The 15,091-nt window shown below is 74.2% G+C and carries 14 protein-coding genes; 11 read left to right on the top strand and 3 right to left on the bottom strand.

All coding sequences use genetic code 11. From position 1 onward, the window contains the following. The first annotated feature begins 55 nt into the window (after positions 1-55). The 8 genes from AB6L24_RS05135 (at position 56) to AB6L24_RS05100 (ending at position 6,604) form a co-directional block, all read left to right on the top strand. On the top strand, positions 56-259 hold the full coding sequence (locus AB6L24_RS05135) for an MbtH family protein (protein WP_385713736.1): 204 nt from the start codon (positions 56-58) through the stop codon (positions 257-259). Between the two features lie 163 nt (positions 260-422). After that, a complete protein-coding gene (lat, locus tag AB6L24_RS05130; RefSeq protein ID WP_405652571.1) occupies positions 423-1,748 on the top strand; it encodes an L-lysine 6-transaminase in 1,326 nt (441 codons plus the stop codon). Beyond that, on the top strand, positions 1,745-2,494 hold the full coding sequence (locus AB6L24_RS05125) for a thioesterase II family protein (protein WP_405652569.1): 750 nt from the start codon (positions 1,745-1,747) through the stop codon (positions 2,492-2,494). Before lat ends, AB6L24_RS05125 begins: the two co-directional genes overlap by 4 nt. Then, positions 2,494-3,672, top strand: coding sequence for an NAD(P)/FAD-dependent oxidoreductase (locus AB6L24_RS05120; RefSeq protein WP_405652567.1), 1,179 nt, complete (start codon positions 2,494-2,496; stop codon positions 3,670-3,672). Before AB6L24_RS05125 ends, AB6L24_RS05120 begins: the two co-directional genes overlap by 1 nt. Then, positions 3,665-4,663 (top strand): trypsin-like serine peptidase, encoded by a 999-nt coding sequence (locus AB6L24_RS05115; RefSeq protein ID WP_405652565.1) that lies wholly within the window; start codon positions 3,665-3,667, stop codon positions 4,661-4,663. Before AB6L24_RS05120 ends, AB6L24_RS05115 begins: the two co-directional genes overlap by 8 nt. 51 nt (positions 4,664-4,714) lie before the next feature. Beyond that, a complete protein-coding gene (locus AB6L24_RS05110) occupies positions 4,715-5,407 on the top strand; it encodes a hypothetical protein (protein ID WP_405652562.1) in 693 nt (230 codons plus the stop codon). A 220-nt stretch (positions 5,408-5,627) separates the two neighbouring features. Continuing rightward, the gene (locus AB6L24_RS05105; protein WP_405652560.1) at positions 5,628-6,113 is read left to right on the top strand and encodes a phospholipase; all 486 of its coding nucleotides are present in this window, start codon (positions 5,628-5,630) and stop codon (positions 6,111-6,113) included. Positions 6,114-6,205: 92 nt separating this feature from the next. Next, a complete protein-coding gene (locus AB6L24_RS05100) occupies positions 6,206-6,604 on the top strand; it encodes a MerR family transcriptional regulator (protein WP_405652558.1) in 399 nt (132 codons plus the stop codon). Here AB6L24_RS05100 and AB6L24_RS05095 read toward each other — a convergent pair. Together AB6L24_RS05095 and AB6L24_RS05090 are read right to left on the bottom strand one after the other, a co-directional pair. After that, entirely contained in the window at positions 6,601-6,804 is a 204-nt protein-coding gene (locus AB6L24_RS05095; protein ID WP_405652556.1) for a hypothetical protein, read from the bottom strand. The genes AB6L24_RS05100 and AB6L24_RS05095 overlap by 4 nt on opposite strands. Further along, positions 6,801-8,423, bottom strand: coding sequence for an amidase (locus tag AB6L24_RS05090; protein WP_405652554.1), 1,623 nt, complete (start codon positions 8,421-8,423; stop codon positions 6,801-6,803). Before AB6L24_RS05090 ends, AB6L24_RS05095 begins: the two co-directional genes overlap by 4 nt. A gap of 205 nt (positions 8,424-8,628) precedes the next feature. Between AB6L24_RS05090 and AB6L24_RS05085 the strand changes: the two genes are divergently transcribed. The 3 genes from AB6L24_RS05085 to AB6L24_RS05075 all read left to right on the top strand — a co-directional run bounded on the left by AB6L24_RS05085 (position 8,629) and on the right by AB6L24_RS05075 (position 12,913). Then, entirely contained in the window at positions 8,629-9,429 is an 801-nt protein-coding gene (locus tag AB6L24_RS05085; RefSeq protein ID WP_405652551.1) for a 3-hydroxybutyrate dehydrogenase, read from the top strand. A gap of 82 nt (positions 9,430-9,511) precedes the next feature. Beyond that, complete coding sequence (locus AB6L24_RS05080; RefSeq protein ID WP_405652549.1) at positions 9,512-10,918, top strand: MFS transporter; 1,407 nt, start codon at positions 9,512-9,514, stop codon at positions 10,916-10,918. A 36-nt stretch (positions 10,919-10,954) separates the two neighbouring features. After that, positions 10,955-12,913, top strand: coding sequence for a helix-turn-helix domain-containing protein (locus AB6L24_RS05075; protein WP_405652547.1), 1,959 nt, complete (start codon positions 10,955-10,957; stop codon positions 12,911-12,913). Here the strand turns inward: AB6L24_RS05075 and AB6L24_RS05070 are convergent. Continuing rightward, positions 12,873-14,975: an ABC transporter ATP-binding protein gene (locus AB6L24_RS05070; RefSeq protein ID WP_405652545.1), complete on the bottom strand. Its 2,103-nt coding sequence runs from the start codon at positions 14,973-14,975 to the stop codon at positions 12,873-12,875. The two genes, AB6L24_RS05075 and AB6L24_RS05070, sit on opposite strands and share 41 nt — an antisense overlap. Between the last annotated feature and the right edge of the window lie 116 nt (positions 14,976-15,091).

Here is a 15,091-nt window from a genome sequence, read left to right as displayed (position 1 = left end):
CCCGTTCCCGCTCACCGCGCCTCACCACGCCTCACCACGCCTCAAGGAGACAGCCATGTCCGAAGCGCCCCGCTACGACGTCGTCCGCAACGACGAGGAGCAGTACTCCCTCTGGGAGGCCGACCGCGAACTGCCCCTCGGCTGGCACCGCGAGGGCACCAGCGGCACCCGCGAGGAGTGCGTCGCGCACATCGACCGCGTCTGGACCGACATCCGGCCGCGCAGCGTGCGCACGCGCCAGCAGACGGCCCGTGCCTGACGGCGCCCCCGGCCCGCGACCCGTGAACGACCACGCACCGCACGCCAGAGCACCGCGCAGCCGCGCACCGCACGCCACAGCACCGCGCGACTCAGCACCACGCCAGTCACACGTCACGCCACAGCACCAGTCACACGCCACGTCACAGGACAAGGGGACAGCCATGAGCCAGGCCGGGATCGACCTGCTGCGCGACCACGTCAGCGGGGACTTCGGTGACATCATTCTGGACGTCCGCGCCAGCCAGGGCTGCTGGCTGGTGGACGAGCGGGACGGCTCCCGCTACCTGGACATGTCGATGTTCTACGCATCGGCACCGCTCGGACACAACCATCCGGCCCTGCACGGCGACGCGACGCTCGACGAGGCGTTCCTCGCCGCGGCCCGGATGAAGCCCGCCAACCCCGACTACGGCACCCGCGAACAGGCCGCGTTCGTCGAGGAGTTCATCGGCCTGCTCGGCTCCGACGACATGCCGTACCTCTTCTTCATCGACGGCGGGGCGCTCGCCGTCGAGAACGCCCTGAAGGTCGCCTTCGACTGGAAGACGCAGCACAACGCCGCCCGCGGGGTGGCGGTGCGGGGCTCGCGGGCCATGCACCTGGAGCGCGCCTTCCACGGCCGCAGCGGCTACACGATGTCGCTGACCAACACCGACCCGTCCAAGATCCGCGACTTCCCCGTCTTCGACTGGCCGCGCATTCCGAGCCCGGCCGTCAACGACATGAGCCGCTGGGACGAGCCGGAGCTGTTCGCCGAGGAGCAGGCAGCGCTCGACGCCGCCGCGGCGGCCTTCTACCGGTACGCCGACGAGATCGCCTGCTTCGTCTTCGAGCCCATCCAGGGCGAGGGCGGCGACCGCCATCTGCGGCCGCAGTTCCTGAAGGCGATGGCGGAGCTGTGCCGTGAGAACGACGCCCTGTTCGTCGCCGACGAGGTGCAGAGCGGCTTCGGGATCACCGGTGAGCGCTGGGCCAGCGAGGCGCTCGGGCTGCGCCCCGACGTCATCGCCTTCGGCAAGAAGACGCAGGTGTGCGGCGTCATCGGCGGCCGCAGGGTGCTCGAGGTGGAGGGCAACGCCTTCCGTACGTCGAGCAGGCTCAGCTCCACCTGGGGCGGCAACCTCGTCGACATGATCCGGTCCACCCGGATCATGCAGGTCGTCCGCGAGGAGGGCCTGTTCGAGAACGCGGCCCGCACCGGCGCCCACCTGGTCGGCCAGCTCCGCGAGGTCGCCGCCGAGTTCCCGGACCTGGTGTCCGATCCGCGCGGCCGCGGTCTGATGTGCGCGATCACGCTCACCGACGGCGCCCTGCGCGACCGGGTGCTGCAGCGCGCGTACAGCGGCCACGGGGTGATCTTCCTCGGCTCCGGCGAGCGCGAGCTGCGCTGGCGTCCGCCGCTGTCGGTGACCGAGACCGAGCTGGACCTCGGGATCAGCGCGCTGCGCGCCGTCCTGAAGGAGATCGCCGCGGAGGAAAGCGCATGAACCGCATCGCCCGACCGCAGCCACGCCCCTGGGCGGCGCGCCGGCTGGTCTGCATGGGCTTCGCCGGTGGCGGCACCGTCGCCTTCCGGCCCTGGGCCAGGCTCCTTCCGCTCGAGGTGGAGCTGCGCACCCTGTGCTACCCGGGCCGCGAGTACCGGTACGCGGACGAGATCACCGGCGGCTGGGACGGCTTCGTCGCGGACTGCGCGGACGCCGTCGCCACCGAGGTGCGCGCCCCGTACGTGCTCTACGGCCACAGCATGGGCGCCCTGCTCGCGTTCGAGACCGCGCGCCTGCTCCAGGAGCGGGGCGCCCAGGGTCCCGAGAGCGTCATCCTGTCCGGGCACATCGCGCCGCAGCACTGGACGGGCGTCCGCTCGACCAAGCTCGTCACCGCGTCCGACGAGGAGCTGGCCGAGTCCCTGAAGGAGGGCGGCGGCCTGCCGCAGTCCGTCATCGGCGACCCCGACCTGCTCGCCATGGCCGTGGACCTGCTCCGCATGGACATGGAGGCGTACGCCGCCTATGAGTTCCGGCGCGAGCCCCGGCTGCGCGCGCCCCTGCACCTCATGGTCGGCGAGGACGAGCTGACGCCCGCCCACGACGGCTGGGAGGAGCTGACGGAGGGAGGGTTCACCCGGGCGGTCCTGCCGGGCGGGCACTTCTTCACGCCGCGCGTCTGGGGCCAACTGCCGCGCCACATGCCCGCGTTCCTGCCCGACGGCGCCGCCGAGCTGGCGGGCTGATGGGGGTGCGCGTACCCGCGGCGGAACTGCCGCCCGCCGCCGACGTGGTGATCGTCGGCGGCGGGGTGATGGGCACCAGCATCGCCTTCCACCTGGCCGAGGCCGGGGTCCGCGACGTGCTGCTCCTGGAGCGGGACACGCTGGGCTCGGGGTCCACCAGCAAGGCGGCGGGCGGCGTCCGGGGGCAGTTCTCGGACGCGGTCAACATCCAGCTCGGCGCCCGCAGCCTGGAGCTGTTCCAGGACTTCGGCAGGCGTCCCGGCCAGGAGATCGACCTGCACCGGGAGGGCTATCTCTTCCTGCTCTCCCGGCCCGAGGACGTGACCGCCTTCGAGCGGAACGTGGCGGTCCAGAATGAGTTCGGGGTGCCGAGCCGCATCCTGGACCCGGCCGAGGCCCGCGCGCTGTCCCCGCTGATCTCCACGGACGGCGTGCTGGCCGCGGCGTACTCGCCCGACGACGGCTACTGCGCGCCGGAGTCGGTGGTCCTCGGCTACGCGGTCGGCGCCCGCCGCTACGGCGCCCGGCTCCTGACGAACTGTCAGGTCACCGGCATGGAGCGGGCGGCGGGACGCTCCGGGGCCACCACCGTGGTCACCGAACGCGGCACGGTCACGGCGGGCACGGTGATCTGCGCGGCCGGGGCCTGGTCGGCGGCGCTCGGCGCGATGGCCGGGGTCGACCTGCCCGTACGGCCCTACCGGCGGCAGGTCCTGGTGACGGGACCGCTGCCGGACCGGCCCGAGCGGGTGCCCATGACCATCGACTTCAGCACCAGCTTCTACTTCCACGGCGAGGGCAGGGGCGTGCTGCTCGGCATGTCCGACCCCGACGAGCCCTCCGGCTTCGACCTGTCCCGCTCGGACGCCTGGCTGCCCCGCCTGTCCGAGGCGATGGCCCTGCGCGCGCCCCGGCTCGCCGAGGCGGAGGTCGTCACGGGCTGGGCCGGGCTCTACGAGGTCACCCCCGACCACAACGCGCTGATCGGCGAGGCCCCCGGCCCCGGCCGCTTCCTGTACGCGACCGGCTTCTCCGGCCACGGCTTCCTCCAGGGGCCCGCGGTCGGCGAGGTCGTCCGCGATCTCTACCTGGGACGACGGCCGTTCGTCGACGTCTCGGCCCTCTCCGCGGAGCGCTTCACCCAGGGCGCCCCCCGAAAGGAGCTCAACTGTGTCTGAGGACTCACCCGTGTCCGGCGGACGGGACAGATCCGGCCGCTCCCGCCCCGGCCGCGTCCGGACCCTGCTCCTCGCCCTGGCCGTCTCCGCCGCCGGGCTCGCCGCGGCCACGCCCGCGCGGGCGGCGGACGACACGCCCGGCGTGGTCAGCAGGGCGGCCGTCGTCGACGTGCCCGGCGCCGAGGGCGCCACCGCCGCGCAGCGGGAGCGGGCCCTGCTCGACTACTGGACGCCGGAGCGGGTCCGCCGCGCCACCGGCGAGAAGAAGGCCCCGGCGCCCGCCGTGGACCGCGCCGACCCGCGCCTGGCCGCGGCCGGAACGCACTCCACCGCCGTCGGCAAGCTCGTGTTCGAGCACGCCAACGGCAAGCCCGACCACTGCACCGCCACCGCGGTCGACAGCGACTCGGAGATCCTCGTCCTGACCGCCGCGCACTGCCTCCACGAGGGGCCGGGCGGCGACTGGACGAAGAACGTCGTGTTCATCCCGGCGCGCGAGGGCGGCAGCGAGCCGTTCGGGCGGTTCACCGCCTGGAACGTCGCCACCTCCGCACTGTGGAGCAGCGGCGCGAAGCCGGACTGGGAGCACGACTACGGCCTGGTCATCACCAACGACAACGCCAAGGGCGAGACCGTCTTCGACGCGGCGGGCGGCTACCAGATCGTGCCCGACGCGCGCACCGGCGAGCAGGTGTCGGTCATGGGCTACTCGGGGCCGCCCTACGACGGCGAACACCAGGAGTTCTGCCAGGACTTGATCGAGCCGACGGTGCCGCCGATGAACATGTGGCAGGTCGAGTGCCCGAACATGACGCCGGGCTCCAGCGGTTCGCCCTGGCTGCTCGACTACGACTACGACACCGGCTCGGGCTACATCGGCGGCCTCAACAGCATCTCCGACACCCGGGGCTACATGGCCTCACCCCGATTCGACGCCAGGACGGGTGAATTCGTGTCGATGGTGGAGCGGATCGCCGCGGCACGGCCTTAAGCATGAGCGGGAACGGACGGGAACCGGCGGGAACGAACGGGGGGGCACGCGATGAGTGAGGTCGAGGAGAGTGCTGTGCCGTCGCCGTCGCTGCCGTCGGCCAACCCCGACGGGGGCTGGGGCCGCGCCAAGGTGCCGCTGCCCGCGCCCGCCCTCGACCTCGGCGTCCCGCTGCCCCAGGTCGCCCGGCCCGTCGGCACGGTCGTCCTGCGCACGCTGCTGCTCTCCGCGCAGGACCCGGCCGTGGTGCCCGCCCGCGAGGGCACCCTGAGCGCCGGCGAACGCGCCCGGCTGCCCGGGGACGCGGCGGAGCGGCTGCGGTACGTGGCCGAGCGCGCCGGACTGCGGCTGCTGCTCGCCTCGTGCCTGGGCGCGGCGCCGCAGGGCATCGCCGTGGACGCGGGCCCCTGCCCGCACTGCGGCGCCGACCACGGGCGCACGGCGAGCGCGCGGGGCAGGCCGCCCCTGTACGTGGCCACCGCGGCGCACGGCGACCTCGTCGTGCTCGCGCTCGCGGCGGCGCCGGTGGGCCTCGGCCTCGCGGTGCCGGCCGGGCCCGACCGGGACGCGCTGCTGCGGGCCCGCAAACCGGCACGGCTCGCGGCGGGTTCGGGTGCCCTCGCCCGGGGCCGGTGCCGGGAACCAAGAACGTCCGGTGTGGCGCGGCACGTCGAGTACGTGGACGTCCCGCCGGAGGGGGAGTGCGTCGTGTCCGTCGTATGGCAGGAGCACTCCCAGCCCTGAGGCATGCGCGTACGCGTGTGCCCCGACAGCGTCAGCGTGGTGGTTTGGGGCCAAGTCCCCTGGTGTATGGCCCAGATGCCGTCAAGAACCCGTCATCGGGACGCCACCCCCACGCGGCGTGCACGACCGCAGGCCGACAGGCCGGCGGTGATCAATGAAAGCCATGGCTCCGCGCACTCGGGCCCGGAGTTGTGTCATGACCCCCACAAGGAGGATCCCTATGCGTCGTCGACTCGCCGCCGTGGCCGTGAGCGCCGCTGCCCTCACCCTCGGGACCGGCCTCGCGGCCGCCCCGGCGTCCGCCGTCCCGGCGGACAAGGCGCAGGTGCTCAGCCGCTGGACGCAGACCGACGCGGGCAGCTACAACTCGTTCGTCTCGGCCCGCAACAACCAGGGCGCGTGGAGCGCGTACAAGTTCAACTGGTCCACGGACTACTGCTCCTCCTCCCCGGACAACCCGTTCGGCTTCCCGTTCCAGACGGCCTGTGCCCGGCACGACTTCGGCTACCGCAACTACAAGGAAATGGGCACCTTCAACGCCAACAAGGCCCGCGTCGACAGCGCCTTCTACGCGGACCTGAAGCGGGTCTGCGCCACCTACAGCGGCGCCAAGAAGGTCTCCTGCGACGCCCTGGCCTGGACCTACTACCAGGCCGTCGACAAGCTCGGCAAGGTCGCCCCGCAGAACACCGCGAACGCCGCCTGACCCCGCCGGTGAGGGGCGGGCGCCCGCCCCCCCCCGCCACCACCGGGCCCGCGCGCACGCACGGGCCCGGTGCTCCGTGGACCATGGGGGACATGGACGACCTCACCCCGATACGCGACGTCGCGGACCGCTTCGGCCTGCCGCTGTCCACGCTGCACTACTGGGAGCGGCGCGGCCTGGTGACGCCGCACCGGCGTTCCGGGCGGCGGTACTTCGACACCGAGCAGGTCTACCGCGTGGCGCTGATCCAGCTGTGGCGGGAGACCGGCCACATGTCCGTCGACGAGATCGGCACCCTGCTGCGCCGCGACGACCCCGCCACCGACTGGCGCGGCACCGTGCACGCCCGCGTCGCCGCGCTCCAGGCCCACATCGACCGGCTCGACGCCGCCCGAACCTACCTGGGCCACCTGCTCACCTGCGCCCACGGCCACGACCTGGAGCGCTGCCCCGACTTCCGCGCGACCGTCCCCCTGGACCGCGGCCGCTAGTCGCGCGGCACGACGACCTCCCGGCGCGGCACGGGCCGCGCGTCCGCCGTGTCCGGTACGTCGAAGAGCGCGTCCACGGCCGGGCGCTGCACGGCGTACGCCGCCACGAGCCCCGCGATCTCCCGTTCGCCCGCGGGCAGTCCGGCGGCGGCCAGCAGGCTCCGCACCCGCACGCCGACGTCCTGCGGGTCGGCGCTCATGCGCGCACCCCCTGAGCGGTGCCGACCGGGCCGCCCGACGCCCGCGCCGCGTACCCCGCCGGATCGGGGGCGCGCCGGTGCCAGTCGGTGCGCTCCTGGTACGCGTCCCCGACGCACAGGACCGTCGCCTCGTCCACCACCGGCCCCGCGATCTGCAGCGACAGCGGAAGGCCCGTCCCCGTCACCCCCATCGGCACCGCCAGGACGGGGTTGGCCAGCGCATTCCAGTACGGCGTGTGCACCAGGCCGAACACGCCCGCGTGGTCCTGGTGGCCTGCCGCGTCCGCAAGGGCGTCGAACGGCGGCGCCCCGATCGACGCGGTCGGGCACACGATCACGTCCACGTCCGCGAACAGGGCGTCCACGGCCCGCTGCGCCACCGCGCGCACGCGCTGCGCCTGGACGTAGTCCGCGCCCGACACGAGCGCGCCCGCCGCGAGGAACCCGCGCGCGGCCACGCCGTAGTCGTCCCAGCGCCGGGACAGCTCCGCGCGGTGGTGGGCGAGCCCCTCGGCGGCCGCCGTCACGAACACCGTGGTGATCAGCTCCCGCCAGTACGGCAGCCGCACCTCCACCGCGTCCGCGCCCAGGCCGGTCAGCACCGCCACGGCCGCGTTGAACACGCCGGGCAGCGCGGGGTCGCCGCCGGCGGGGAAGTGGTGGGCCCGCGCGACGCCGACGCGCAGCCCGGCCAGATCACCGCCGAACGATGGCTCGGCGAAGGGGACTTCGAGACCGCCCCCGGCGTCTCGGCCGCCCCAGCCCGCCGCACCTCCGCCGCGCCCCGGCACCCGGCCGCCCCAGCCCGCCGCACCGCCACGGCGCCCCGACATCCCGCCGTCGCTGCCCGTCGTATCGCCGCCCCTGCCTGCCGCCCCACTGCCGGACGCCCCACCCTCGCCGCCCCACCCCCCGGCGATCACGCTCAGCACCGCCGCACAGTCACGTGCCGCGCGCGCCAGCGGCCCCACCCGGTCGAGGCTGTGGCCGAGCGGCACGCACCCGTCCCCGGGCACCCGCCCGAACGTCGGCAGCAAGCCGCTGACGCCGCAGAAGGCGGCGGGCATCCGGATGCTTCCGCCCGTGTCGCCGCCGAGCGCGGCCGCGAAGAAGCCCGCCGCGACACCGCTCGCCGAGCCCGAACTTGAGCCCCCGGCCCACAGGTCGGGCCGCCACGGGTTGCGCGGAAGCGGGAACGGCTCGTCCGCATCGGGGAGTCCGCAGCCGAACTCCATCGCGGTCGTCTTCCCGGTGATCACCGCGCCCGCCGCGCGCAGCCGCGCCACCACCGGGGCGTCCCGCCCGGCCCACCAGGCCCGGTCGTGGACGAGGCTCTGCGCGGTGGTCGGCCCGTCGGCGACCGCGATCGTGTCCTTCACGCCGAACGGGATCCCGTGCAGCGGCCCCCGGTCGAGCCCGCGCGCCAACTCCTCGTCCGCGCGCAGGGCCGCCGCCCGCGCCCGCTCGTCGAACCGCGCCAGATACACCCCGAGCGCCCCGTCGTGCAGGGCCGCCGCCGCGATGGCCGCCTCGGTGAGGCCGACGCTGGTCACGGTGCCGGACCGCAGCGCGCGTGCGGTCTCGGACAGGGTCAGGGGCCGGGGCATGGGTTCGCTCACGTTCCACCTCCGCGTACGCCGCCCGGGTCCGGCGGCCGGTGGTACGCCACCCTCGCTCCTCAACCCGGGTTGAACGCAAGCGTCCGGCGCGGCACCACCACCGGCAGACACGCGCCGCCCATGGCGGGCGCCGCCATGGGGCCGCGCCGGAGTGTGGTGCCGGGCCACATGGGCGTCGCCCCGCGCCGTGCCTATGTTTCCGGCCATGACCAGCGGACCTCACCCCACGCCCGAGCCCCCGACTCCCGCCGCCCCGGGCGCCGTCGGCCTCACCGGCCGCGTCGCCCTCGTCACCGGCGGCGGCAGCGGCATCGGCCGCGCCTGCGCCGCGGCCCTCGCGGCGGCGGGCGCCGAGCTCCACGTCGTCGACATCGACGCGGCCGCCGCCAAGGCCGTCGCGGACACCGTCGGCGGCCACGCGCACACCACCGACCTCGCCGACGCGGACGCCGTCGCCGCGCTGCCGACCGACGTGGACATCCTCGTGAACAGCGCCGGACTCCAGCACATCGCGCCCCTCACCGCGTTCCCGCCCGCGCGCTTCGCGCTGATCCAGCAGGTGATGGTCACCGCCCCGTTCCTGCTCCTGCGGCAGAGCCTGCCGCACATGTACGCCCGCGGCTGGGGCCGCGTCGTCAACATCTCCAGCGTCCACGGCCACCGCGCCAGCGCCTACAAGAGCGCCTACGTCGCCGCCAAGCACGCCCTGGAGGGCCTGAGCAAGGTCACCGCCGTCGAGGGCGCCCCGCACGGCGTGACCAGCAACTGCGTCAGCCCCGGCTACGTACGCACCCCGCTCGTGCAGGGCCAGATCCACGACCAGGCCGCCGCCCACCGCATCAGCGACGAGGCCGTCGTCGCCGACGTGCTGCTCGCCCGCTCACCGACGAAGCGCCTCATCGAACCCGAGGAGGTCGCCGCGGCCGTCCTGTGGCTGTGCGGCCCCCACAGCGGCTTCGTCACCGGGGCGTCCCTGTCGATGGACGGCGGCTGGACCGCCACCTGACCGCACACCCCGCCTCCCCGTGACACCCCCGCACGCCCCCGCTCATGCCTGCGCCACCCGCGAGTGAAACCCGGTGATCCCCATGGCCCGTCCCCGCAGCAGCATCGGCAAGATCGTCGGTGCCAGCCTCGTCGGCACCACCATCGAGTGGTACGACTTCTTCCTCTACGGCTCCGCCGCCGCCCTCGTCTTCAACGAGATCTTCTTCCCCACCGCCGACCCGCTCACCGGCACCCTCATCGCCTTCATCACCTACGCCATCGGCTTCCTCGCCCGTCCCCTCGGCGGCGTCGTCTTCGGGCACTTCGGCGACAAGGTCGGCCGCAAGAAACTGCTCGTGCTCAGCCTGCTCCTGATGGGCGGCGCGACGTTCGCCATGGGCCTGCTGCCCACGTACGACGCGATCGGTGTCGGCGCGCCCATCCTCCTGACCGTGCTTCGCCTCGTGCAGGGCTTCGCGCTCGGCGGGGAGTGGGGCGGCGCCGTCCTGATCGTCTCCGAGCACGGCGGCGACAAGCACCGCGGCTTCTGGGCGTCCTGGCCGCAGTCGGGCGCGCCCGGCGGCAACCTCCTGGCCACCGGTGTGCTCGCGCTGCTCGCCGCCGTGCAGTCCGAGTCCACCTTCCAGTCCTGGGGCTGGCGGGTGCCGTTCCTGCTGTCCGGCGTCCTGGTGATGGTCGGCCTGTGGATCCGCCTGTCGGTCTCCGAGTCGCCGGTCTTCCTGGAGGCGCAGGCCAGGGCCGAGGCGGCCGCCGCGCACGGGGCCAAGGACGAGCCGCCCGTCGTGGAGGTGTTCCGCAGGAACTGGCGGGAGGTCCTCACCGCGATCGGCACCCGCTTCGGCGAGAACATCTCGTACTACGTCCTCACCTCCTTCGTGCTCGTCTACGTCACCAAACACCTCGACCTGCCCAAGAGCACCGCCCTGAACGCCGTCCTGATCGGCTCCGCCGTGCACTTCGTCACCATCCCCGCCTGGGGCGCGCTCTCGGACCGGATCGGGCGGCGCCCGGTGACGCTCATCGGGTCGGTGGGCATGGCGCTGTGGGCGTTCGCGTTCTTCGGCCTCGTCGACTCGGAGTCGTTCACGGTGATCACCGCCGCGGTGACGGTGGGGCTGCTGTTCCACGGCGCCATGTACGGGCCGCAGGCCGCGTTCATCTCCGAGATGTTCGACACCAAGGTCCGCTACTCCGGCGCCTCCATGGGCTCCCAGCTCGCCTCGATCGTCGCGGGCGCGCTCGCCCCGATCATCGCCGTGGAACTCCTCAAGGAGTACGACTCCGCCACGCCTGTCGCCCTCTATCTGTCCCTGGCCGCCGTGGTGACGACGGTGACCGTCGCGCTCGCCCGCGAGACCCGCGGCCGGGACCTGCGCACCGAGGCGGGCGACCTCCCGGCCGCGGGCCCGGTCCCGGTTCCGGGACGGCCCGCCGCACCCGCTGCGCGTACCGAAGAGACGGCAGTACGCTCCGGCGAACCCACCTGAGCACCCGCACCGCACGTCGGAAGGCAGCCACCACCCATGGCATCCGCCCGCCCCCGCACCACCGCGCCAGAGGCCCCCGGCGACACCGTGGCCGACTCCCTGTGGCACCTGCTCGACCTGCTCGGGCGGCAGGCACCGGCCGAGAGCTTCGCCGGGGCCGCCGCCGCGGCCAGGGAGGCGGGGGCGGGCCCGGCCGAGTTGGCCCGCGTCGAGGCGGCCACCGACACCGCACTCGGCATCCGCCGCACCCTCGACCAGCACCGGCGCCGCGAGGCCGAACTGTCCGCCCTCTTCGACACCGCGGGGGACCTCGCCGCCCTCAGCGACCTCGACGCGGTCCTGCGCGCCATCGTGCGCCGCGCCCGGCTGCTGCTGCGCACCGACGTGGCGTACCTGACCCTCAACGCCCCCGCCGAGGGCGACACGTTCATGCGGGTCACCGACGGCTCCACGTCCGCGAAGTTCCAGCAGCTGCGGCTCGGCATGGGGGAGGGGCTCGGCGGCCTCGTCGCGCAGACCGCCCGGCCCTACGCCAGCGCCGACTACCGCGCCGACACCCGCTTCAAGCACACCGCCGTCATCGACGCGGGCGTCGGCGAGGAAGGGCTGCGCGGCATCCTCGGCGTACCGCTGCGTGTCGGCAGCCGCGTCATCGGCGTCCTGTACGCGGCCGACCGGACCCCGCGCGACTTCGCCCCCGACCAGATCGCGCTGCTCGCCTCGCTCGCCGACCACGCGGCCGTCGCCATCGACAGCGCGCGCCTCCTGGAGGAGACCCGCGCCGCCCTGGTCGAACTCAACGCGGCGACCGCCACCGCCCGCGCCCAGAGCGAGGCCATGCGGCGCGCCGCCGAGACCCACGACCGGCTCACCGACCTGGTCCTGCGCGGCGGCGACGTGTCCGACCTGGCCGCCGAGATAGCCGCGCTCCTCGACGGCGGCCTCGTCGTCCAGGACGCCGACGGCACCGAACTGGCCCGCGTCGGCGCCGAATCGGCGACCGCGCCCGCCCGGGGCGTCGCCGCGTCCCGCGGCAGCGGACACGCCGTGTCCGTCGACGGCGTCTGGGTGTCCGCCGTGCTCGCCGGGCCCGAACCGCTCGGCAGCATCGCGCTCAGCGGCCGCCCCGACCTCACCGACAGCGACCGGCGGCTCTTCGAACGCGCGGGCCTGGACACCGCGTTGCTGCTGCTCCTGCGCCGCTCCGTGGCCGAGGCCGAGGACCGGGTGCGCGGCGAACTCCTCGACGACCTGCTCACCGCCGCCCACACGTCCGACCCGCGCCGCGCCGGTCGCCTCTGCCTGCGCGCCCGCCGCCTCGGCGTCGACCTCGCGGAGCCGACGTCCGTGCTCGTCCTGACCTGCGAGGGCGACCTGCGCACCCGCCTGCTGACCGAGGCCGCCCGCCGCGCCCGCACCCTGCGCGGCCTCGCCGGACCCCAGGGCGGCCAGGTCGTCCTGCTCGTGCCCACCGCCGCGCCGGGGCCGCTCGCCGAGCGCCTGGCCGCCGACCTCGGCCGGGCCGTCGGGGCGCCCGTGACGTGCGGCGCCGCCGGACCCGCCGAGGGGCCCGCCCACCTGCCGGCCGTCCACGCCGAGGCGCTGCGGTGTCTGCGCGCCCTGACCGTGCTCGGCCGCACCGGCCAGGGCGCGAGCGTGTCCGACCTGGGGTTCGTCGGCGTGCTCCTCGGCGACCACACGGACGTCGACGGCATCGACGGCTACGTCCAGCGCGTCCTCGGGCCCGTCGTCGACTACGACGCCCGGCGCGGCACCGAACTCGTCCGCACCCTCGACGCCTACTTCGAGGCGGGCGCGAGCCTGTCCCGCGCGAAGGACGCGCTGCACGTCCACGTCAACACCGTCGTGCAGCGCCTGGACCGCACCGCGCGGCTCCTGGGCCCGGACTGGAACAGTCCCGACCGGGCCCTGGAGCTGCAACTCGCCCTGCGGCTCAACCGGTTGCGCCGCCCGCCGGGGACTGGTCCGGCGTAGCGTCCCGGGTTCCGCGGCGCTGCGTGGGCACGGCGTCGAGGGCGTCGGTGCGGTACTGGAGCGACTGGAGTTCGAACAGGTGCCGGAACAGATGCGGGCCTTCGGCGGCCGGTCCGGTGGGCGTCGATCCGGGTGCCGCGTCGGGGGGCGTGCCGGGTGTCTGCGTGCCCGGCTCGTCCGGTGCCCCTGCCGCCATCAGCGTGGCGAAGTCGCCTTGCTCGACGAGTCTGCCCTCGTCGAGGACGTAGATGACGTCGGCCTCCTTGACGCTGTGCAGGCGGTGCGTGACCAGGACGATCGTCTGGTCCGCCGAGGCGAGCGCGCGGATCTTGCGGAAGGCGTCGATCTCGGCGGCGGGGTCCATGCTGCTGGTCGGCTCGTCGCAGATGAGGATGTCGGCGTCGCGGAAGTAGGCGCGGGCCAGGGCGACGCGCTGCCACTGGCCGCCGGACAGGTCGACGCCGCCCTCGTAGCCCTTCTCGCACAGGGTGTCCCAGCCGTGCGGCAGCTCGTCGAGCACGCCGTCCACGCCCGCGTACGCGGCCGCCGCGTCGAGCCGTGCCGTGTCGTGGATGTCCTCGGGGCGGCTGATGGCGACGTTGGCGCGGGCGGTGAACGGCCACCGCTGGAAGTCCTGCAGGACCAGGGCGACATGGCCGAAGACGTCGTCGCGGCGCAGCGCGCACAGGTCGGTGCCGTCCCAGGTGATGCTGCCCGACGTGGGCAGATAGAGGCCCGCGAGGAGCTTGCTGAGGGTCGTCTTGCCCGATCCGTTGGCGCCGACCAGCGCGATCACCTGGCCCTTGCGGATGGTCAGGGACACATTGTCGAGGGCCGGGGTCTCGCGCTCGGGGTAGCGGAAGCTCACCCGGTCGAACGCGATCACGGCGGGCGGCTCCGGCACCGGGACGCCGGCCGCGGGGATCGCGCGCTTCTTGGCCTCCTCGCGGGCGCGGATCAAGTCGTTCATGAACAGGCTCTGTTCGTAGAGGTGGTGGATGTGCGACACCATGCGGCGCAGCCCCGCCGTGCCGCTGGTCAGCGCGAGCGCCGCGGTGGCGCCGGACGCGAGCGGCAGCTGACCGTTCGTCAGCAGCAGGGCGAGGACGGCGTAGGTGCCGCCCGCCGTCAGGCCCGAGAGGGCGGACGTGGTCAGCTCGGTGCGGGCCTCCAGGTGCGCGAGGCGCGTCTGCTCGTCCGCGGCCTGCGCCGCCATCCGGTCGAACTGGTCGAGCAGGAACGGGCCCGCGCCGTGCACCCGCAGCTCCGGCGCGGCCTTCTGCGAGATGAGCAGCCGTCGCAACGCCCCTTGCTGGCGCACGTGTTCCAGCCAGATCTGCACCGACTCGTACGTGCGCCGCGCGGCCCGCACCGTGCCCCAGGCCTTGGGCACCACCACCGCGAGCAGCAGCGGAAGCAGCACCGGGTGCAGCACGGCGAGGACCCCGCTGACGGCGAGCAGCGCCATCAGGGCCTCGACGATGCCGAGGGTGTGCTCGATCAGGCGGCGGGCCGCGGTCTGGCCGTGCTGTCCCGAGTCGAGGACCGCGTGGAAGTCGGAGCGCTCGATGTGCTCCATCTCCACCCGGATGACCTCCTTCATCATGGAGAGCCCCGCCACCCGCTCCACCTTCGGGCCGAGGCGGCCCGCCGCCGCGAACGACACGGCGCGCAGCGTCGCCGCGAACGCGCTGGCGGCGGCGACCCACAGCAGCGACGGCAGCGCGTCGCGCACCCGGTCGGCCGTCGGGCCCGCCGCGAACAGCGACACCAGGACGCGATTGGTGGCGAGCAGTCCGAACGCGGTCGCCGCGGCCTGCCCGAGCTGGGCCACCGCGACCACCACGAGCGCCACCGGGTCGGCGCTCCAGGCCAGCGTCACGGTGTGCCGGAAAAGACGGGGGATCTGCCGCAGGATCGACAGGAACGACGCGTTCAGACGGGCGAGTTCATGCGTGGTCCAGCCCCATGAACCGCGTAACCGCCCGCCGAACAGCAGTTGTTCGGGTGGCGTCGGAGTGCCGGGGCGGCGCTTCCCGGCAGCCGGGGGAAGTGATGCCAAAGTTCCTCCCTGATCAGGGTCGTCCGTCCGGAACCTGCCCCGGACGGCTCCGTCGATCCTCACCAGAAGATCGGCGCGACGGAGGACCTCGGACGAAACTTTCGGACGAATGTCTG

The sequence above is a fragment of the Streptomyces sp. RK9 genome (genome assembly GCF_045070545.1).
Classification (GTDB): Bacteria; Actinomycetota; Actinomycetes; order Streptomycetales; family Streptomycetaceae; genus Streptomyces; species Streptomyces alboflavus.
This window is presented reverse-complemented; position numbering and strand designations above follow the sequence as displayed.

Coding starts and splice junctions, on each gene's coding strand:
- AB6L24_RS05100 (WP_405652558.1), top strand. CDS start 6,206: ATGGACGACCTCACCCCGATACGCGACGTCGCGGACCGCTTCGGCCTG.
- AB6L24_RS05075 (WP_405652547.1), top strand. CDS start 10,955: ATGGCATCCGCCCGCCCCCGCACCACCGCGCCAGAGGCCCCCGGCGAC.
- AB6L24_RS05125 (WP_405652569.1), top strand. CDS start 1,745: ATGAACCGCATCGCCCGACCGCAGCCACGCCCCTGGGCGGCGCGCCGG.
- AB6L24_RS05120 (WP_405652567.1), top strand. CDS start 2,494: ATGGGGGTGCGCGTACCCGCGGCGGAACTGCCGCCCGCCGCCGACGTG.
- AB6L24_RS05135 (WP_385713736.1), top strand. CDS start 56: ATGTCCGAAGCGCCCCGCTACGACGTCGTCCGCAACGACGAGGAGCAG.
- AB6L24_RS05105 (WP_405652560.1), top strand. CDS start 5,628: ATGCGTCGTCGACTCGCCGCCGTGGCCGTGAGCGCCGCTGCCCTCACC.
- lat (WP_405652571.1), top strand. CDS start 423: ATGAGCCAGGCCGGGATCGACCTGCTGCGCGACCACGTCAGCGGGGAC.
- AB6L24_RS05085 (WP_405652551.1), top strand. CDS start 8,629: ATGACCAGCGGACCTCACCCCACGCCCGAGCCCCCGACTCCCGCCGCC.
- AB6L24_RS05080 (WP_405652549.1), top strand. CDS start 9,512: ATGGCCCGTCCCCGCAGCAGCATCGGCAAGATCGTCGGTGCCAGCCTC.
- AB6L24_RS05110 (WP_405652562.1), top strand. CDS start 4,715: ATGAGTGAGGTCGAGGAGAGTGCTGTGCCGTCGCCGTCGCTGCCGTCG.
- AB6L24_RS05095 (WP_405652556.1), bottom strand. CDS start 6,804: ATGAGCGCCGACCCGCAGGACGTCGGCGTGCGGGTGCGGAGCCTGCTG.